Consider the following 20,219-nt stretch of genomic DNA (forward strand, 5'->3'; position numbering starts at 1 on the left):
CGTGCCCACCGCAACGGTGACCACGTCTGCACCTCCCGTCACCTGGCGGGACTGGGCATGGTGGCGGGCCCGGGCCGAAGACCTGGCCACGCTGTGGCGGCGCTCGCTACGGTTCCGCACGGTCGTGATCACCCTGGTGCTGACGGCGCTGACGATCATCATCGCCTGTGTGTGGATGGCACTGGCGATTCAGAACGACCTCTTCGAGTCGCGCAAGACGCAGGCTCTGACCGATGCCCGTCGCGCCGTCGACAGTGCGCAGTCGACGCTGGACAACGCCGTGGTGCAAGACGACCCGGTGCAGGTGCAGAACCTTCTCACCAGCATCCAGGGTCCGCTTTCGCAACAGTCGGCCACCGATATGACCCTTGCGGTGCGCATCGATGCGACGCCGTCGCAGCTGGCCCCGCCCGGCTTTCGCTCGGGCGGCCTCGAAGAGAACATGATCTCGCCCGAACTGCGCAAGCATGTGCGCGACCAGGGCGGCGATGAGAAGCAGTGGGCACAGTCGATAGCGCTGCCGGCGGGCGACGGATCGGCGCGCCCCGGAATCGTCGTCGGCCAGCAGATCGTCGTGCCCGACATCGGACCGTACGAGCTGTACCTGGCCTACGATCTCGACGACGCCGCCACCACCCTCAGCTTCGTGCAGGCCACCCTGTGGATCGTCGGGTCGGCGCTGGTGGTGCTCATCGGCGCCATCGCCTGGTTCACGCTGCGGGCGGTGACCACCCCGATCCGCGAGGCCGCCGACACGAGCGCGCAGCTGGCCGCAGGCGACCTGGGCGTGCGACTGACCGTACGAGGCGAAGACGAGCTGGCGACGCTGGGGCGGTCGTTCAACGCCATGGCCGACAGCATCGAATCGCAGATCAACCAGCTCGCCGAGCTCTCGCTCGTGCAGCAGCGCTTCGTCTCCGACGTCTCGCACGAACTGCGCACGCCGCTGACGACCATTCGGCTGGCCACCGACATGCTCAACGACCGTCGCGACGAGTTCGACCCGACCACCGCGCGCGCCGCCGAGTTGCTGCACGCGCAAGTGCAGCGGTTCGAACTGCTGCTGACCGATCTGCTCGAGATCAGCCGCTACGACGCCGGCTCGGTGCAGCTCGAACTCGAGCCCACGAGCCTGGCCCGTCTCGCCGACGACGTCATCGCTTCGATGCAGCAGCTGGCAGAACAGCACGGCAGCGACGTGCGTCTTGTCGCACCGGGTGGATACTCCCCGGTCGAGATGGATCCGCGGCGCATCCGCCGTATCGTGCGAAACCTGTTGGGAAACGCCATCGAGCACGGCGAAGGCAAGCCGATCGTCGTGACCGTCGACAGCAATCAGCAGGCGGTCGCACTGGGCGTGCGTGATTTCGGAATGGGCATGACCGAAGCCGATGCCGAGCGGGTCTTCGACCGGTTCTGGCGCGCCGATCCCTCGCGCAAACGCACGATCGGGGGCACCGGTCTGGGGCTGTCGATAGCGCTGGGCGATGCCACGCTGCACCGCGGCACGCTCACGGTGTGGTCGCGACCGGGGCACGGGTCGAACTTCGTGCTCACACTGCCGCGAGGACCGGTGCCGGTCGAACCCGGCTCGCCGATCCCCACCGATCCCGGCGACGACGCGTCGTCGCTGGATGATCTGGGGCTGACCCAGCCGATCGCGCTGCACGACATCTCGAACGGGGGCCGGGAATGAGACGACGGATGCTGCGCACAGCGCTGGTGGCGGTGGTCGCGGCCTGCGCCCTCGCGCTGTCGGCGTGCGCGGGGCTGCCCACCTCGGGACCGGTGTTCGCGGGTCTGCCCCCGGGCGCTGTCTCGCCCCCCGACTTCTCGTACGTTCCGGTCAAACCGCAAGACGGCGCCTCACCCGAGCAGATCGTGCAGGGGTTCATCGACGCCGGCATCGGCCCCGAGGGCAACTGGGCGATCGCCCAGCTGTACCTGGCACCCGACTATCGCGACCAGTGGAAGCCGCGTGAAATCACCACGATCGATGACCGCACCGCTCGCAGCTATGTGAAATCGGGCGACGGAAAGGTCGTGCTCACCGTCACCCAGCAGGCCACGGTCGACGCCGACGGTGTGTACAAGACGTCGGAGGGCGGGCAGACACCGCTGGCGTTCCAGCTCGAGAAGGTCGACGACCAGTGGCGCATCTCCCAGGCGCCCGACGGCATCGTGCTGGGCACCGACCAATTCACGAGCGTGTTCCATCAGTACCCCCTGATGTACTTCGACCCGAGTTGGCAGTACCTCGTGCCCGACATGCGGTGGTTCCCCGCGAGCAACGCCGCCACGCGCATCGCGACAGCGCTCGTGAACGGAAAACCCAGCTCGTGGCTCGCCGGCAGCGTCAAGTCGGCGTTCCCCGACGACGTGTCGATCGACCCGCCGGCGGTGCCGGTCACCGGCTCGATCGCCGAGGTGAGCCTGACCCGTCCGGTGTTGTCGTTGAAATCGCAGACGCTCGACCGCATGCAGACGCAGTTGGTGCGCAGCATGGCGGCCGCGGGGCTGAGCGGGGTGACGATGGAGTACAACGGCAGCGCGCTGAGCGCGCAGGAGGTGGCCACGCGCTCGTCGCGCATCGACTCGCGGGCGCTGGTGCAGACCGACAAGGGATTCGGCTTCGTCGCCGGGGCCGATGAGGTGGAAGCGGTCGCCGGCATCACCGAGTCGATGACGAAGATCCGCCCGGCCTCGATCGAACTGGCAGCCGACTATTCGGCCGCCGCGGTGCGCACGGAATCGGGCGCTGTGGCGCGGGTCCCGGCATCCGGTGACCTGCTGTCGCTCGATGAGCGGCAGGGGCTGATCAATCCGGTGATCGACCGGGCCGGCTTCATCTGGAGCGTGCCCGAGAGCGACCCCGGCGGGCTGGTCGCGTTCGACCCCGCAGGCAAGCGCGCCGAGGTCAACGGCGCCTGGACCAACGCGTCACGGGTGGGCGCGATGGCGATCTCGCGCGACGGAACGCGTCTGGCGGCGCTGGTGACCGTGGGCGGGCAGCCGACCATCGAGGTCTCGGGCGTCGTCCGCGACGACGACGGGGTTCCCACCTCGCTGGGCGACTCGGTGACGCTGGCGAAACTGCCCGGACGAGGCATCGCACTCACCTGGATCGATGACAGCACCCTCGGCGTGCTGGCGCAGTCGGGCAGCGGCAGGGTCGTGGTACAGCAGATCGTCGGCGGGCCGGCGAGCTCGATCTCGGCACCCGACGATGTCGTCGCCATCGCCGGGACCACCGCGACCACGGTGCGTCTGCTCGGCGCCGACGGCACCCTGTACTCAGAGCGCGGCTCGAACTGGGAGAAGGCGGGAACGGGTGTGCGGGTGCTCGCTCAGGCGCAGGGGATTCCGCCCTCGACGCAAGGCTGACGGCGTTTCCTCCCCAAGGAAGGGTTATCCACAGATGCCCGCAGCGGGCGGCGTCGCCGGGGAGAGACCGGCGACGATCGGAGCGTGGAAGAGATCGGGATGCTGCTGCGCACCGCCGGCGCACAGGCGCTGGCGCTCGCGTTCCCGGTCGAATGCGCGGGCTGCGGCGCCCTTGATGTCGCACTGTGCGACACGTGCCGAGGGATGCTGCAGCCGCACGTCACCGCGCGACCGCTCGCCCACGGCCTGACCGTGCACAGCGGGCTGCCGTTCGAGCAGGTGCCCGCACGGGTGCTGCGTGCGCTCAAGGAGAACGGACGCACGCACCTGGCCCGCTCGCTCGGGCCGGTGCTGGCGGCGGCGGTGGCGGGTGCGGTCGCGGCGCGCGAGTCGGGGGAGAGCGCACCCGGGGCGCGTGGTGCGGGGGCACGCACGCCGCTTGTGGCGCCGGTGCCCAGCTCGCCTGCCGCGATGCGGCGCCGTGGCTATCGGCCTGGCGAGCTGCTGGCCCGGCGTGCCGGGCTGCGACCGGTGCGGGTGCTCAAGGTCGTGCGCGCCACCGACGACCAGCGCGGTCTCTCGCGCAGCGAGCGCGCGAGCAATGTGACCGGCAGCATGCGCGCGACGCGCAGCCTCGACGGCGTCGGTGTGCTCCTGGTCGACGATGTCGTGACCACCGGTGCCACCTTGATCGAGGCGGCCCGTGCTGTGCGTGCGGCCGGCGGTGTGGTGCAGGGTGCCGCAACGGTCGCGGCCACGCCGCGCCGACTGCCGCTGATCTCGCGCTGAGCGGGCCCACAGCACCGACATTCGTTTCTCACGTCGATGGGGACGTGACACGCGGCACCGGGCGGACTACGGTGGGGGCAACAAGGCGACGAGGTCCGCCCTTGGCCGGGGGGACCGGAACCAGGAGGTCAGGGATGGAAACCAGCATCGTCGGCGTAGGAGTGAGCGTCTCCGATCGGTTCCGCGGAGTGGTCGAGGAAAAGTCCACCCGCATTGAGAACCTCGCACCTCGCGCCCAGCAGATGGACGTCAAGGTCACCCACCGCGCCTATCACAACGGGCGTATGGAGGATTCGACCGTCGAGCTCACGCTCAGCGGCAAGGGCTTGCCCGTGGTGCGGGCCGAGGCCGTGGACGGCGACAAGTTCACGGCGCTCGACATCGCCGTGGACAAGCTCGCCGAGCAAGTGCGTCGCGCGAAAGAGAAGCGGGTCGATGCCCGCCGACGCCCGCGCGGTGCGGTGCTCGACAAGGGCACGGGTTCGCTGAGCGGCGTTGATCTGCAACCGGCGTCGGTCGACGTGCTGCGCGCGGTCGCCACGGGGGAGATCCCGATTCTCACGGGTGCCGAAGATGAAGAGGACTACACCCCGGTGGTCATCCGCACCAAGCGGTTCGAGCCGGAGTGGATGACCGTCGAAGACGCCGTCGACCGCATGGAGCTGGTCGGGCACGACTTCTTCCTGTTCATCGATGCACGCACCGACCACCCGAGCGTGGTCTACCGGCGCAAGGGCTGGGACTACGGCGTGATCTCGCTGACGACGCAGGCGCCGCCTTCGGCAGAGCTGGCTTCGTAGACACGCAGACGCGCGGGCGGCCCGGAGGGGGGTGCGGCCGCCCGCGCGAGCCTGTGATCTACGCGGCGTTGCGGATCAGGATGCGCCAGCGGTCGGGACCCTGGTCGAGGTAGCTCGTGGAGTAACGGTCGTCGTACCGCGCCTCGAGCTGGGCCAGCAGGGGGAGCGGGTTGTGATTGGCCGAGATGATGAGGCCGGCTCCGGGAGTCAGCGCCTCGACGGCGCCGAAGATGGCCTGATGGCGAATCGCGTGCGGAATCGTCTGCACGTCGAACTCGGGCAGATCTTCGTTCACCTCACCGCACGTGCACTCCGCGGCGTGGTCGTGGGCGGCGGCCTCTTCGGGCGACCGGTGGATCTCGATGTTCGACATGGCGACTCCCGTCTCGTGTTCGCGATGGCATTCGCGAAGTCCGCCGCAAGTTTATTACAATAGATTCCGTGGAAATTCGTGCGCGCGCAAACGATCGGTCGCCGGCCGGAGCGACGATGCGTCCGGCACGCCCCGAGGGCCCAGGACAGCGGCGGCTTTCGGCCAACGGACGCCGGCACTCGACCACCCGCGAGATGGTCCTGCGCATGATCGAGGCGCAGAGCGCCCCGGTCTCGACAGCGGCGCTGTCGACCGCGACCGGTCTGCACGAGAACACGGTGCGCGGGCATCTCGAACAGCTCTTCATCGACGGGTACATCGGCCGTCAGCGCGAGCCGGCATCGGGCCGCGGACGCCCGGCGTGGCTCTGGGTCGCCGCGCGCCCCGACCCCGAGAATCCCTACGCGGCACTGGCCGGAGTTCTCGCCGACACCCTCGCGCACACGGCAGAAGATCCCATCGCCCAGGCGCGGGAGGCCGGTCGACGCTGGGGGAGCGAGATCGCCGCCCGACGGGCGCCGCTGTCTGCGGCCGGCGCCGATGCGTCAGCCGGGGGCACCGACGCCGCCGCCGGGGGCACCGACGCCGCCGCCGGGGCACCGCTGCCGAGGTAGCCGAGGCTGCGGCATCCACCCCTCGCGACCTGGTGATCGACGTGATGCGCGAGCAGGGTTTCGCGCCCGATGGCGCGGGTGACGAGGTGGTGCTGCGGCGCTGTCCGCTGATCGAGGCGGCCTCGAAGCATCCCACCATCGTCTGCGCCGTGCACCAGGGCATGATCGACGGCGTCTTGGCCGCAGCCGGCGAGCAGATGGACACGCGGCTGATCCCGTTCAGCGCACCCGGCCAGTGCACTCTGCAGCTGCGGGCCGCGCAGTGACCGCGCGGCGGCGTCGCGGACCCTCCTGGCGCCTGATCTGGATTCTGCCCGCCGGGCTGTCGCTTCTGGCAGGCCTTGACGCCGCGTTGCTGCTGCTGGGCGTGCCCGCGCCGGTGAGCACCTCGCGCCTTCCCGACACGCACGGGATGCTGATGGTGCTCGGGTTCGTCGGCACCCTGATCGCGCTCGAGCGCGCGACCGCGCTGGCACGCTGGTACGGGTTCATCGCCCCCGCGCTGCTGGGCCTGGGCGGCATCGCGCTGCTGGCCGACCCGATTCCGCTGTTCGTCGCGAAGGTACTGCTGGTTGCCGGCACCGCGGCGTTCACGCTCATCTACATTCCGCTGTGGCGGCGCCAGTTCGACGCCCCCCTGCTCGTGCAGCTGCTGGGCGCCGGCCTGGGCTGCGCGGGAGCTGTCATCTGGCTGACGCAAGACACCATGGACCACGTGCTGCCGTGGCTGATCGGCTTCGTCGTGCTCACCATCGCCGCCGAGCGGGTCGAACTCGCCCGCATCACGATGGGCCCGAACGCCGGCAACCGCCTGCTCGTGCACGCCTGGACGATCACCATCGCCCTGGCCGTGGGCGTCGTCTTCCCCGATCTGGGGGCTATCCTGCTCGGTCTCGCGCTGCTGGCGATGGTGGCCTGGCTGATCGTGCACGACATCGCGCGACGCACCATCCGTGCGAAGGGCGCCGCGCGCTACATGGCCGCGTGCATCCTGTCGGGCTATGTGTGGCTGGCGATCGCCGGAATCGCGCTGCTGTTCGGCTACCCCGATTCGCAGCCGGCCTACGACGCCATCGTGCACGCCGTGTTCCTCGGCTACACGATCTCGATGATCATGGCGCACGCCACCACGATCCTGCCCGCCGTGCTGCACATCGACCTGCCCTACCGTGCCGCCTTCTGGGTACCCGCTGCGATCCTGCAGCTGAGTCTGATCGTGCGCCTGTGGGTCGGCGACGGCCTCGCACAGCCGGCCGGATGGCAGATCGGCGGCGTGCTGGGCGTGATCGCCCTGCTGCTTTTCGTTGTCACGGCCGTCACGAGTGCGATCATCGGCCCGCCCACGAAGAAGAAGAAGGATGCCGCGACCGCGCGGGCCGCGGCATCCCCTCGAATCTCCCCCCGCGTGCCGACGACGCCGCGCCCCGCCCCCGGAAAACCCGAAGGACAGGCATGAGCGCCCCGAAGCTGCCCGCCGGCCCGAAACGCCCCGACGACAAGGCACCCAACCGCGGATTCTGGGCGCTGCGCGACATCCCCACACTTGTCTGGCTGCTGCTGGTGGTCGCCGCCGTGTTGGCGCACCAGGCGCTGCCCGAGCCGCGGTGGCTGATGATCCACCTGCTGCTGTTGGGCGCGGTGACCCACGCGATCATGGTGTGGAGCCAGTACTTCTCCTACGCGCTGTTGCGCTCCTCGCCGACCGTCGCCGGGCGCCGGCTGCAGAGCTGGCGGCTCGCGCTGTCGAACGGCGGTGCGGTGCTCGTGATCGCCGGCGTGCTCTCGAGTGTGTGGGCGCTCACGCTCGTGGGCGCGGCATCCCTCATCGCCGGGGTCATCTGGCACGGTGCGAGCCTGTACGCCCGGTCGCGAAAGAGCCTGCCGGGCCGGTTCGGGCGCACGATCCGGTACTACATCGCCGCCGCCGCGATCCTGCCGATCGGTGCGGGGCTGGGAGCGTGGCTGGCCCATGACAACAGTTCCGCGAATCTCGTGCTCGCCCACGCGCTGCTGAACGTGCTGGGCTGGATAGGCCTCACCGTCGCGGGCACCCTCGTGACGCTGTGGCCGACGATCCTGCGCACGCGCGCCGACGATCACGCGGCAGTGGGAGCGGCCCGCGCGCTGCCGGTGCTGGGGATCGCGGTGCTCGTGGCTGCCGCCGGAGCCGCGGCCGCCTTTCTGCCGGCTCTGGTGATCGGGCTGATCGGCTACGTCGTGGGCTTGTCGATCATCGGCGTCTCGTTGTGGCGCGCGGCCCGGCAGGCGCCGCCGCGCAGCTTCTCGGCGCTGTCGATCGGCATGGGCGTGCTCTGGTGGATCGGATGCGTCATCTGGCTCATCGTGGCCACGATCATCGCTTTCCATTCCGGCACAGGGTTCGATGCGGTGCAGGATGCCGTGGACCAGATCGTGCCGTTCCTGGCGGCCGGATTCGCCGCCCAGGTGCTGCTGGGCGCGCTCAGCTATCTGATCCCCGTCGTGCTCGGCGGGGGCCCCAGCCCGGTGCGGGTGGGAACGACCGTGTTCGACCGCGGCGGAGCACTGCGCATCGCGGTGGCCAACGCCTCGCTCGTCGTGTGCGCACTACCGGTGTCGAGTCTCATGCGGGTCGTGGCATCCCTTCTCTACTTCATCGCGATGGCGTCGTTCCTTGTGCTGATGCTGCTGGGCATGCGCGCGCAGGGCGCGGCGAAGCGCTCGGGTGCGGCGCTGGCTGAGACGAAGGCGGGCATCGCGTCGGGCGAGCGCCCGCACGGACCGATCACGCCCGAGGGCGACAAGCCGCATCGGGCCGGGCAAGCCGTTGCGGGGCTGCTGGCGGTGGTGCTCGCGGTGGCGGTGACCGCGGCGATGGACCCGATCTCGCTCGGCTGGGGCTCGGCGGCGGCGGGCGATGCGAACGCGCCGGTGAAGGTCGTGCAGGTCGAGGCGACGAGCTACAAATACACGCCGAACGTGATCGAGGTGCCGGCCGGCACCCGGCTGAAGATCGAGCTGACCAACGTCGACACCTCGATGGTGCACGACCTGGTGTTCTCCAACGGCGTGGCCGGGCATCGGCTGTCGCCGGGGGAGAGCGAGACCATCGACGTCGGCGTGATCAGCGGCGACCTCGACGGCTGGTGCTCGATCATCGGGCACAAGCAGGCGGGCATGACCATGACGGTGAAGGTCGCCGGGGCCGCGGCATCCGGTCCTTCACCCTCGGCCTCGCCCACGCATGACATGGGCGACATGGACATGGGCGGAGCCGCCTCGGGTGGCATCGACCTGTCGGCCTCGCCCGGCGAGGGCTTCGAGCCGTACAACGCAACGCTGCCGGCGCTGGAGAAGTCGGACGGCCCGGTCACCCGGCGTGTGACGATGACCGTCACGGACAAGAAGATCGAGGTGGCGCCGGGTGTCACCCAGACGTTGTGGGTATACAACGGCACAGCCCCCGGACCGGTGCTGCACGGGCGGGTGGGCGACACGTTCGTCGTGACTCTGGTCAACGACGGAGACATGGGGCACTCGATCGACTTCCATGCCGGATCTCTCGCGCCCGACGAGCCGATGCGCACTATCGCCCCGGGCGAGAGCCTGACCTACACGTTCACCGCGAACCGCTCGGGCATCTGGATGTATCACTGTTCGACCATGCCGATGACTGCACATATCGCAAACGGAATGTACGGCGCAGTGGTCATCGAGCCTGCTGATCTGCCTGCCGTGGACGAGTCGTATGTGCTCGTGCAGGGCGAGTATTACCTGGGCTCGCACGACGGCGGATCGGTCGACGCCGACAAGCTCGCGGCGGATGAGCCCGATCTGGTCGTGTTCAACGGGTACGCGAACCAGTACGACCACGCGCCGCTCACGGCTGCGGTCGGCGACCGGGTGCGCGTGTGGGTGCTGGATGCCGGACCGAATAGGGCGACGAGCTTCCACATCGTGGGCGGACAGTTCGACACCGTATGGAGCGAGGGGCGCTACCTCGTGCGCCGGTCGGCGGATACCGGCTCGCAGGCGCTGGGGCTCATGCCCGCGCAAGGCGGTTTCGTCGAGCTGACCTTCCCCGAGGCCGGGCACTACCCGTTCGTGTCGCACTTCATGATCGACGCCGAGCGCGGCGCGCACGGCATCTTAGAGGTGACGAAGTAGGGGCGCCATCCGTGTCTGCGGGATGCCGCCCCCTCGCTGCGGCATCCCGCACCCTCACGAGCGGAGGAGATCTCACGAAGGGAGGAGCCTTTCGGGCTTTTCGTACTCGTTTGGTGGGATCTCCTCCTTTGGTGAGCGGATGCCGCGCCGCGGGAGCGCTCGGAGGCGTTGGCGGACTCAGTGCCGGCTGTGCTGCCGCACTGAGCGCCGGCTGTGCCGCGGCGTAGCGGTCGCGCTCACGCGATGGCGGTGCGGCGCGTGAGGTCGGGTGCCCGCGGCGGGACGAGCCAGGATGCCGCGGTCATCACCAGCGGCAGAACAACGACGAACACGACCAGGGCGGTCCACGGCGTATCGGCGAAGTGCAGGGATTGGGCGTTATACCCCTGGGTGATGCCCCACGACGGGATGAGCCCCGCGCCCACACCCGCGAGCGTCCCCAAGCCCACGATGATGAGTGCCTGCCACGCGTTGGCACGTCGGCGTAGGCCGTTTCCCGCACCGACGGCGGTGAGGGTCGCGTCGTCGGCGCGCCGCTCGAAGCGCGCCAGCCCCAGGCACACCGCGCCCGCTCCGATCACGAGCACTATGGTCACTCCCGAGATGAGCCACAGCCACGGCGAGGCCGATGCGGGCCCACGCTCGACGGATACCGACAACGTGCCGGTCTCGCCGACCCGGACATCGGCCGCCGCCGCGCGTATGGCGTCAGCGCTCGCAGTGCTCACCGGTCCGGAGTACGTCGCTATCAACGTCGTAGGTACCGTCGACATGCCGAGCTTGCCGGCCAGCGCGGGCGAGATCGCGAGTCCCAGCCAGTCCGCGCCGTCGTCCAGCGTGATGGTGCGCGCTGGCACTTCGTGCACGGCGGTGGGCTCCGGCAGGTCCGTCGCCGCTATGGAGCCCATCTGATACTCGCTGACCGCGTCACGATAGTCGGCGAGCTGTTCCGCGGTCCACTCGACGATCTGCGCGGTGCCATCCTGCGCGAACCTCCTCGACGTATTGACATCCAACGCGGTGCCGGCGCGGTAGGCATCGAGCACTTCTGTCGACAGCCGCATGCCCAGCACGGTCTCAAGGTCGTCGGGCGCGATGACCGAGACCCACCCGGTCGACAGGTCGCGCAGCGGTGCGCACGTGTCGCACGTGGTTCCCGCCACTGACCACACGGCCATCTCGGGGTCGAGCAGGTCGCCCGTGTCGTGATCGTAGGAGGCCGTCATCGTCCCCGACACGAGCGCCATGTGCTGCGGCGCAGTGGGAGCGACAACGCCCTCGGCAGCCGCGGTGAACGCGTCGGAGTCGAGAGTGTCCGCTGCCGTCTGAGACCTCACCGAGACGCTGCCCAGCGGCCCCGACCAGCTGTGCCAGCTCTGTTCGGCGCGGTTCGCCATCGATAGGAACGACATTGCGAACGTCGCCACGAATGCGCACGCCGCTATCGCCGCGAACGCCGGGATCACCCGCGAGGGGTTGGCCGCGGCATCCCGTCCTGCGATTCGCGCGGCGATGCCCAGGCGCGCGAGCACGCGAGAGGCCACGGTGAGCACCCAGTGCCCGGCCAGGATGATGCCCACCTGGAACAGCACGGGACCGGCGACCAGCCCGATGACAGCAACCTGCCGCACCGTCTGGTCGACGTTGGCGTTGTAGTGTCCCGTGGCCTGCGCGGCAGTCACGGCCGCGCAGCCCAGGGCCGCGGCGATCGCGGCGCCCAGCCCCACGATCATCGCTGCCAGCCCCCAGAACGGCCGGCTCGTCCGCAGACGGGCAGGCCGGCCAGCGCCCCGCAGTGCGCCGATGACGTCGCCGCGCGTCGCGGCACGAGCGGGGACGATCGCCGCGGCCGTCCCCACCACCACGGCGAAGATCAGGATGCCGGCGAGCATTCCCCACGGCAATTTCACGCCCCAGTTTCCCCAGAACGTGCCGCGGGCGCCGCCGTCGGTCATCGCGAGAGCGACGGTTGCCACACCGATTGCGGCCGCCGTGCCCACGATGCCCGCAACCGTGCCGAGCACCGTGCCCTGCAGCACCACGACACGGAAGACGTCGCCGCGTGATGCGCCGACACTGGATGCCACAGCCAGCGTGCGCTGCTGTCGTCGAGCCGCGACCGCGAAGGCGGCGCCCGCCAGCAGCACCACGAGGTATCCGCAGAAGACGGCGGCCATCGACCCGAAGAGCAGCGCCGACCACGTCTCGTCATCGCCAGAGGCCCGGGCGGCCTGCAACGCCGCAGGTGTCAGCTGGAGATCGCGCGCGTAGGCGATGAGTCCGGCGTGGTTCAGGTCGGCGAGGCCTGCTCGGTCGGGCTGCCAATCGGCGACGAACCAGCGGGTCTCGCCACCGCTGACCAGATTGCGCGCGTCGGCGGGCAGGAAGAGCATCTCCACGCCCGGGCGCTGGTCGAGCTGGTGCATAGTCCCGGTGATAGTGAAAGTGCGCTCCGCGTCGGTGAGTGTGACGGTGTCGCCGATCTGCGCGCCCAGTCGAGCGAGAAGGCCGGGGCTGGCCATGGCTTCGCCCGCGGCATCGGGGCGGGCACCGGCGAGGATCTCGTAGCGACCCGTGAACGCGGCATCCCATGTCGCACCCGTGACGACGGGCACGCTCGCCATCCCGCCCGCGGTGTCGACGAACACCGTCGCATGCTCTGTGACAGCGCGCACCGTCGCGCTCGCCGGGACGAGTCCGGCGGGAGAGGTCGGCTCGGGCTGCCGGGCGTTGACGGCGTCGCCGTTCTCATCGGTGTCGACGTGTGAGCTGTATGGATCTCCCGCGGCCTGCGTGCGGCTGGGGTCGGGTCCACCGATGACCTCGAGCCAGGACTGGTTCGCCCCCAGCTCAAGCGTCGCCTGCTGAACGGGCGAGGGCAGATGGCTCTGCCAGAACACCGCGGCGGCGCCGAGCACCATCACCGGCAGCGCGACAAGAAGCACCACAAGCGCGCTCGACCCGCGCGTGCGCCACACCTGTCGGCGTGCGAGCCGCAGGTCGGCGCGCCAGCGCGCCCAGGCGCTGGGTCGAGGACGCTCGGCGGAGGGATGATGCGGAAGCGCGCTCATGCGATGGCGGTCCGGCGGGTGAGGTCGGGTGTGCGCGGCGGCACGAGCCAGGATGCCGCGGCCACGACGGCCGGCAGCCCGAGCGCGACGATGCCCAGCCAGATCCACGGCGTGTCGTCGCCGAAGCGCATGTAATCGCTCGAGGTCTGGGCGATGCCCCAGGCAGGGATCAGCGAGGCGACAGTGCCGACCACCGTGCCCATCCCGACAACTATCACGGCCTGCCAGGCATTCACCGACCGGCGCAGGCCACGTCCGGCCCCGACAGCGGTGAGGGTCGCGTCGTCGGGGCGCCGCTCAAATCGGGCGAGACCCAGGCAGATAGCTCCGGCGCCGATCACGAGCACGAGGGTGGCGCCCGTGATGAGCCAGAGCACTGGGTCGATCGGCTGCGGGCCGCGCTCGAGGTACGTGCCGAACCGTCCGTTCCGTCCCACCCGCAGATTCTCGGCATCGGCGGTCAGCGCGTCGATGACCGCGTCGCTCGGCATCTGGTCGTACGCGGCGAACATCGTCTGCGGTCGCAGCGCCATGCCGAGCTTGTCGGCCGTGCCGGTCGCGATGTACAGCGACCAGTCGGCCTGCGGGTAGGGCGTTGCGACCGATCGCACCGGAATCTCGTGCAGCGCCTTCGGCTTGGCGCCGGAATCCGCGGGGGTCTGCTCGTAGGAGTGCTCATCCGATGCGCTCCACTGCACGAGCGTCGCGTGGTCGTCGCCGTATCCGTCCTGACCGAACCACAGGGCACCCCCGCCACGGAAGGCGGCAAGGTCGGCTGCGGGCACCGGCGCTCCGAGAATCGTCTCCAGGTCCCCGGGCGCGACGATGTCGAGCTGCGGACCGGCGATGTATGCGGTCTCACCAGTGCACTCCGGGCAGTCGGCCGCCTCCGCGTCGGACTGCGCGACGGTCCACACGGGCGCGTCGGGGTCGGTCGGCTCGCCGGTGTCGGGGTCGACCGCTGTGCCCGCGAGCTGCCACACGACGGCGGTCGCCGACGGCTGCGATGGCGCGAGAAGCGCGCGCGCTGCGTCGGTGTACGTGTCGGGATCGCTCGCCGAATCATCCCCGTCCATCCCGACCAAGACCGACCCCAGGTGGCCGGTCCACGGGTAGGTGCGGGTGCTGCCGGCCGAGGCCATCGCCGTCATCGACAGAGCGAAGGATGCCACGAACACGCAGGCGGCGATGGCAGCGAATGCCGGCACCACGCGTGAGGGATTGGCCGCGGCATCCCGGCTCGCTACGCGGGCGCCGAGCCCGATCCGTGAGAACGCGCGCGAGATCATCGCGAGCGTCCAGTGCCCGCCGACGATGATGCCCACCTGAAACACGAGGGGTCCGGCGACGATCGCGAACAGCAGGAGAGTGCGCCAAGGCGAGGTGTAGTCGATCTCGCGTGCGGAGTTGAGCGCGGCAAGCCCGAGCGCCCCCACGATCGTCGCCGCAACACCCAAGACCATCAGGCCCAGCCCCCACAGCGGTCGCCGCGGCTTGAGCACGGCGGGGCGCCGCGAGCCCCGCAGGGCCGCCAACGCGTCGCCGCGGGTCGCTGCACGCGCGGGCGCTATCGCCGCGAGAAGTCCTACGAGCACGGCGAACACGAGGATGGCGGCCACGAGCAGCCACGGCGCCTTCCAGCCCCAGCCGGCACGGATCGACCCGACCACACCATCGTCGAACAGCGCCCGGGCGGCCGCGCTGGCGCCGAGCGCCAGCGCCGAGCCGACCAGGCCGCCGACGAGTCCGAGCACGGCACCCTGCAACAGGACGATGCGGAACACGTGCCCCTTCGTCGCGCCGACGCTGGCGGCCACGGCGAGAGCGCGCGCCTGGCGGCGGGCCGAGACCGCGAACGCGGCGCCGGCCAGCAACACGACCAGGTAGCCGCTGAACGCCGCGGCGATGGCGGCATAGGCGAGCAGGGCCCAGATCTCCGACTGCTGGTCGCGCACCACGCGCGCGCCCGCAGGCGGGTCGAGCACGAGATCACGCGCGAACGAGACGAAACCGGCCTGGTTCATCGTCGCCAGGGTGGCGGCATCAGGCTGCCAGTCGGGCGTGTACCAGCGGGTCAAGCCCGGATGGGAGAGCACGTCGCCCGGTTCGGGCAGGAACAGCTCGTCGCTGTCAGGGCTCTGATCGAGCTCGCGCAGCGTGCCGGTGATGGTCAGTGTCACGCCCGCCTCGGGCAGCACGACCGACCCGCCGATCTTCTGCCCCATCCGCTGCAGCAGACCCGGGGTCACCATGACCTCGGTAGAGGATGCCGGGGCCCGGCCGTCGATCACTGCATACCGGCCGGTGAACACCGGGTCCCATACGGCGCCCGTCGTCACCGAGACCTGCGCGGTGCCGGTCGCGGTGGTCACCGAGGTGTCGCCGCCGTAGGTGACCTCGATCGTCTTGGTGCCGGCGGGCAGCACGTCATCGGGACTGGTCGGGGCAGGCCGCTCGGGGTTCGTGAGGGCGCCGGTCTCGTCGTCGTAGTCCAGGTCGTACCACTGGGGCTCGTCGATGGACTGCACGCGGCTCGAGTCGGGACCCCCGACGATCTCGATCCATGCCTGGGTGCGCCCGAGCGCCAGTGTCACCAGCTGCGTGGGCGAAGGCTGGTTGCTCTTCCAGAACACCACGCCGCCGGTCAGGGCGAACACCGGCAGCGCCACGAGCAGCACCACAAGCGCGCTCGACCCGCGCGTGCGCCACACCTGGCGGCGTGCGAGCCGCAGGTCGGCGCGCCAGCGCGCCCAGGCGCTCGGGCGCGGTCGCTTGTCGGTGGCGGTTGCGCCGCGCGCGTCATCCCGTCGCCGGCTCATCGCGCGGCCTCCGTGGGGTGCGCTGCCGAGCGGCTGCGGCATCCCGTCGTCTCCTCGCCCGAGGCGAGGAGATCTGCCGAAGCGAGGGCCGATTCGGTGCATTCCGTCCTCGCCTCGGGCATTCTCCTCTGCCGAGGCGAGGGGAGGGCCGGCGCGGTGCGCTGAGGCGAGGGGAGGGCCGGCGCGGTGTGCTGAGGCGAGGGGAGGGCCGGCGCGGTGCGCTGAGGCGAGGAGAGGACCGGTGCGATGCGGTGAGGCGAGGAGAGGGCCGGTGTGGCGCTATGCGGCGGGACCCGTGCGTGCCGATCGCCCGAATCAGGCCAGATGCGGAGGAGGCCGCCACACATCGTCCGTATCCGGCCGGGCGTCCGCGGTGCATGAGGCACGAGAGCGCAGCGGGCGGCGGATGCTGCGGCCACCCCGCTCACGCGGGCACCTCGGCCAGCGCCTCGACGCCGTCGCGGCGCGACTCGTCGATGATGCGCCCGTCGCGCAGGAAGACGATCCGATCGGCCCAGGCCGCGTGGCGCGCCTCGTGCGTGACGAGGATCGCGCCGGCTCCGGCATCCACCCGCGTGCGCAGCACCTTCAGCACGAGCTCGCCGGTGACCGAGTCCAGCGCGCCGGTCGGCTCGTCGGCAAGGATCAGGCGCCGCCCGCCGACGACCGCGCGCGCGATGGCCACGCGCTGCTGCTGGCCGCCCGACAGGTCGTCGGGATACGCGTCGAGCTTGTCGGCCAGGCCGACCGACGAGAGCGCATCCCGACCCGCACGGCGCGCCAGCCGGGCTCGGAAGCCGTCGAGCTCGAGCGGCAGCGTGACGTTCTCGAGCGCCGTGAGGGTCGGGATGAGATTGAAGTCTTGGAACACGAACCCCAGGGAACGCCGACGCAGCAACGCGAGCTCGCGCGGCGTGGCCGTGGACAGGTGACGTCCCTCGACGATGACTTCGCCGGCGGTGGGATGCTGCAGCCCGCCCGCGATCGACAGCAGCGTCGACTTGCCCGAGCCCGAGGCGCCCATGATCGCGACCAGTTCGCCGCGCGCCACCTCCAGATCGACGCCCGACAGAGCCGACACGCTGGTCTCGCCGACGCCGTACTGCTGGCTGACCCCGACCATGCGCAGGATCGCGTCGCTCATCGCGCTGCCTCCGACTTCTGCGCAGCGACCGGCCGCCCGCGCTTGGGCCGCTCGGTCGACAACTCCAGGCCCATCGCGTGATGCGGGCGCAGCGCGAGACGCTGTTCGGTGTGGTCGAGCCAGCGTACTTCGGCCTCGGCGGCGAAGATCATCGAATCGACCACGAGCGACCATGCGAGCTCTTCCGACCCCTCGGGATCGCCGCCCGCGTACTTCGCGCGGTTGAGCTCCTGCAGCTGCGCGAGCGACGCTCGGCGCTGGGTCTGGATCACCTCGGCGACATCCACCCCCGGCAGCGTCGCGGCCAGCGCGAGCTTTATCGCCAGCTCGTCGCGTGTGCCCTGCCCGCGTTCGACGGGCGACCCCAGCCACGCACGTACTTCGGCGCGCCCGGCGTCGGTGATCTCGAAGAACACGTGCCCCTGCTCGTCGGTCTCGCCCTTGGCGACAAGCCCGTCGCGTTCGAGCCGCTCAAGGGTGTTGTAGATCTGACCGACGTTCAGGGGCCAGGTCGACCCGGTGCGCCGGTCGAATTCGTGGCGCAGCTGGTATCCGTAACAGGGACCCTGATCCAGGATCGCCAGCAGGCTCTGCTTGACCGACATGCGGTGACCTCTTTCTTATCGGACGGTGGTGGGAAGGCTCGCCCGTCGCGCGACGGGCGCACGATGCGCGACGCGATGACCGGTGGTGCGATGGCGGGATGCCGCAGCCCGCGGTCGGCTCGCCGAGAGCAGGACGGCGGCCACGGCGACAGGCGCGGCGAAGCCAGCGGCGAGGGCGGGGGAGTGCAGAGCGATCGCTGCGACCGCCGCGACAAGAGCGCACGCGAACTCGGAGCGCAGTGCGCCGAACGAGGCGCCGGGACGTGTGGCGGTCTTCGGCGTCACGGTGAACACCGCGCGCCGTCCGCACAGCACACGCGCGGTGCGCCGCAGGGTGAGCAGGGCGACCGAGCCGTAGACGAGGGATGCCGCGGCCAGGAAGACAGCGGCCGGCAGCGCGCCGTGCCGCCGCCAGGTCGCGACGCCCGTCGGAAGGAGCGGCATGAGCGCGATCACGGCGGTCGCGGCCATGAGCCCGGCCGGCAGCGCGATGCCCGCGACGGCCAGCAGCACGCCGCTGAGCATGATGCCCAGGCCGGCCAGTGCTCCCGCGGGTAGGAGGGCGGTCTCGGTGAGCGCGTCCAGGCGCTCGCGGTGGCGCAGGGCGCGCAGTGCGCTGGAGCGCAACGCCGCTGAGCGCAGGAATTCGGCGGCGCCTTCCGCGGCCTTGCCCACCTGCGTGCGAAGGGCCGCATAGTCGATCGGGTACGTCTCTCCGAAGCGCAGATCGGGGCGGATCGCTATGCCCCATCCCGCCGCGCGCAGCCGGGTGGTCAGGGCGAGGTCTTCGGCCACCGTCTCGGGCACGCCGCCCACCGCGTGAATCGCGGCCGCCCGAATCAGCGCGCCGCGCCCGATGAACATCGGCAGACCCGCGCGGGTGCGAGGCAGGTGGTTGGCCAGGGCATGCGCGTTCACGAGCGGACCGAGCACCCGCGCGAAAAGGGTCGTGCCCGCGGCATCCGGAACCGCCTGCACGACGGCGAGGGTACCGTCATCCTGCAGCTGCGCGGATGCGGCGGCGACGAAACCGCGCGGCAACACGGTGTCGCTGTCGAGCACGACGCAGGCGTCGAAGCGGCCGCGCAACGCGCTGAGCGCGTGGTTGAGATTGCCGGCTTTGAACCCCGTGCGGTGCGGCCGCCGGATGACGGTGGCCAGGTGCTCGGCGGCGAACGCGTCGATGTGCGTCTGGTTCGCGGCATCCCGTGAGTCATCCAAGATGTAGGTGTCTACGGCGATGCTCTGCCGCATGCTCGCGCGCAGGGCGTCGGGGCAGAAGTCGTCGGCGACGCAATACAGCAGGGCAACGCGCAGAGTGGGGGATGCCGCGGCCGTTGCCGGCAGCGCGGCAGCGCGACGCAGCATCCGTTGCGAAAGCGCCCAGAGCACGAGAGCCCGCGCGCCCGCGAACCAGATGAGGGCGGCGCACAGGGCGTATCCGATCGCGAGCGTCGCGACGGTGCCAGTGTGCAGGAGCTCGTACATCGTCGTCCGCCTCTCGATCCGTCTGGTGTTTTCCCGGTATGTAGTTGCCGAGTATATACATACCGAGAAACACTGCGGAAGAAGCGCCGGCGTGTCGCGCGGCGATATCGTCGAAGACATGGATGCCTCGACGTCGTGGTTCTCTCGAGTCCGTCGTCCGTTGTGGGCGGCCGGTGGGGCGTTGCTCATCGTGGGCGCGCTGATCGACGCCGTGGCCATGTCGCCGGAGAACGGGTGGGCGCACATCGTCGGCACCATGCTGGTGTCGGCGGCATGGCTGGCCTTCGCGCTCGGCCGGGGCCGGGTGGTGGAACGGGTGACATCGGTGGTCGCGCTCGTTGTCCTGGCCGCGTGGCCCTTCGCCGGCATGATCGCCTGGTCGCTGTTGATGCCGGCGGCCGTGGTGAACGAGACGCTGCCCGACTGGTGGTTCACGGCGACCACCGTGAGCGAGCTCATCCCTGTCGCGGCGGCGCTGATTGCGGCGGTCGATGTCTTTCGCGGTGAGCGCGTGCCCCGCGGGTTCCGGGCGATGCCGTTGGTGGCCGTCGGGCTGTGCGTCGTGCCGCCCGTGATCTTCCAGGTGCTGCTGGTTCCGGGCGCGTTCTCCTCCGGCGTGGCGCTGGGGCTGCTCCCGACGCTGTCGGAGCTGGCCACCCTGTGCCGCCTCGTGGCTCTGGTCGGGCTCGGGGTGATGGCGATCGTCGTCGCGCAGCGCTCGCCGGGCGGTGTTGCCGTTCCGGTGTACTCGTCGTCCGACGAGGCGCCCTGAGCGGGCCTTGTTCGCCCGCGGCGTTCGCGGGTTGGCGTTCGCGGGTGGGCGTTCGCGGGTGGGCGTTCAGACAAGGGATTCCTCCCGAAACCTGGGGCGTCGCCCTGGGTTTCGACGCGAATCCCTTGTTTCGGCGAAGAAGGGGCGCGGGCGCAGGGGTGCGGGCGCGGGGGTGCGGGCGTGGGGCGCGGGGTGCGAGCCTACTGCGCGCGGA

Annotated in this window: 15 protein-coding genes; 9 read left to right on the top strand and 6 right to left on the bottom strand. The window is 70.5% G+C overall.

Annotated elements, in window-relative coordinates; all coding sequences use genetic code 11:
* The first annotated feature begins 1 nt into the window (after window position 1).
* The 4 genes from mtrB to hpf all read left to right on the top strand — a co-directional run bounded on the left by mtrB (window position 2) and on the right by hpf (window position 4,973).
* Complete coding sequence (mtrB, locus tag ET475_RS12115; RefSeq protein WP_129390507.1) at window positions 2-1,696, top strand: MtrAB system histidine kinase MtrB; 1,695 nt, start codon at window positions 2-4, stop codon at window positions 1,694-1,696.
* A gap of 8 nt (window positions 1,697-1,704) precedes the next feature.
* Window positions 1,705-3,384, top strand: coding sequence for an LpqB family beta-propeller domain-containing protein (locus ET475_RS12120; RefSeq protein WP_165310900.1), 1,680 nt, complete (start codon window positions 1,705-1,707; stop codon window positions 3,382-3,384).
* A gap of 84 nt (window positions 3,385-3,468) precedes the next feature.
* Window positions 3,469-4,173, top strand: a complete 705-nt coding sequence (locus tag ET475_RS12125) for a ComF family protein (protein WP_242497622.1) — start codon at window positions 3,469-3,471, stop codon at window positions 4,171-4,173.
* A gap of 134 nt (window positions 4,174-4,307) precedes the next feature.
* A complete protein-coding gene (gene hpf, locus ET475_RS12130; protein ID WP_129390513.1) occupies window positions 4,308-4,973 on the top strand; it encodes a ribosome hibernation-promoting factor, HPF/YfiA family in 666 nt (221 codons plus the stop codon).
* Between the two features lie 58 nt (window positions 4,974-5,031).
* Here hpf and ET475_RS12135 read toward each other — a convergent pair whose 3' ends face one another.
* Complete coding sequence (locus ET475_RS12135; RefSeq protein ID WP_129390516.1) at window positions 5,032-5,346, bottom strand: DUF2249 domain-containing protein; 315 nt, start codon at window positions 5,344-5,346, stop codon at window positions 5,032-5,034.
* Between the two features lie 68 nt (window positions 5,347-5,414).
* On the opposite strand from ET475_RS12135, the gene ET475_RS17870 reads away from it, so the two are divergent.
* The 4 genes from ET475_RS17870 to ET475_RS12150 are packed head-to-tail and all read left to right on the top strand — an operon-like array spanning window position 5,415 to window position 10,106.
* Window positions 5,415-5,960, top strand: a complete 546-nt coding sequence (locus ET475_RS17870) for a helix-turn-helix domain-containing protein (RefSeq protein ID WP_165310902.1) — start codon at window positions 5,415-5,417, stop codon at window positions 5,958-5,960.
* A gap of 41 nt (window positions 5,961-6,001) precedes the next feature.
* The gene (locus tag ET475_RS17875; protein WP_165310904.1) at window positions 6,002-6,226 is read left to right on the top strand and encodes a helix-turn-helix domain-containing protein; all 225 of its coding nucleotides are present in this window, start codon (window positions 6,002-6,004) and stop codon (window positions 6,224-6,226) included.
* On the top strand, window positions 6,223-7,416 hold the full coding sequence (locus ET475_RS12145) for a hypothetical protein (RefSeq protein ID WP_207205344.1): 1,194 nt from the start codon (window positions 6,223-6,225) through the stop codon (window positions 7,414-7,416). The genes ET475_RS17875 and ET475_RS12145 overlap by 4 nt, the downstream gene beginning before the upstream one ends.
* Window positions 7,413-10,106: a multicopper oxidase domain-containing protein gene (locus tag ET475_RS12150; RefSeq protein ID WP_129390519.1), complete on the top strand. Its 2,694-nt coding sequence runs from the start codon at window positions 7,413-7,415 to the stop codon at window positions 10,104-10,106. The genes ET475_RS12145 and ET475_RS12150 overlap by 4 nt, the downstream gene beginning before the upstream one ends.
* Window positions 10,107-10,342: 236 nt before the next feature.
* Here ET475_RS12150 and ET475_RS12155 read toward each other — a convergent pair whose 3' ends face one another.
* The 5 genes from ET475_RS12155 to ET475_RS12175 all read right to left on the bottom strand — a co-directional run bounded on the left by ET475_RS12155 (window position 10,343) and on the right by ET475_RS12175 (window position 19,233).
* Window positions 10,343-13,177, bottom strand: a complete 2,835-nt coding sequence (locus ET475_RS12155; RefSeq protein ID WP_129390522.1) for an FtsX-like permease family protein — start codon at window positions 13,175-13,177, stop codon at window positions 10,343-10,345.
* Window positions 13,174-15,996, bottom strand: a complete 2,823-nt coding sequence (locus ET475_RS12160) for an ABC transporter permease (RefSeq protein WP_165310906.1) — start codon at window positions 15,994-15,996, stop codon at window positions 13,174-13,176. Before ET475_RS12160 ends, ET475_RS12155 begins: the two co-directional genes overlap by 4 nt.
* Window positions 15,997-16,420: 424 nt before the next feature.
* Window positions 16,421-17,140, bottom strand: a complete 720-nt coding sequence (locus ET475_RS12165; protein ID WP_129390529.1) for an ABC transporter ATP-binding protein — start codon at window positions 17,138-17,140, stop codon at window positions 16,421-16,423.
* Window positions 17,137-17,745: a PadR family transcriptional regulator gene (locus ET475_RS12170; RefSeq protein WP_129390532.1), complete on the bottom strand. Its 609-nt coding sequence runs from the start codon at window positions 17,743-17,745 to the stop codon at window positions 17,137-17,139. The genes ET475_RS12165 and ET475_RS12170 overlap by 4 nt, the downstream gene beginning before the upstream one ends.
* A 15-nt stretch (window positions 17,746-17,760) precedes the next feature.
* A complete protein-coding gene (locus ET475_RS12175) occupies window positions 17,761-19,233 on the bottom strand; it encodes a glycosyltransferase family 2 protein (protein WP_165310908.1) in 1,473 nt (490 codons plus the stop codon).
* Between the two features lie 91 nt (window positions 19,234-19,324).
* On the opposite strand from ET475_RS12175, the gene ET475_RS17880 reads away from it, so the two are divergent.
* The gene (locus ET475_RS17880; protein ID WP_165310910.1) at window positions 19,325-20,005 is read left to right on the top strand and encodes a hypothetical protein; all 681 of its coding nucleotides are present in this window, start codon (window positions 19,325-19,327) and stop codon (window positions 20,003-20,005) included.
* Window positions 20,006-20,219 lie beyond the last annotated feature (214 nt).

This window comes from Microbacterium protaetiae, assembly GCF_004135285.1.
GTDB lineage: Bacteria > Actinomycetota > Actinomycetes > Actinomycetales > Microbacteriaceae > Microbacterium > Microbacterium protaetiae.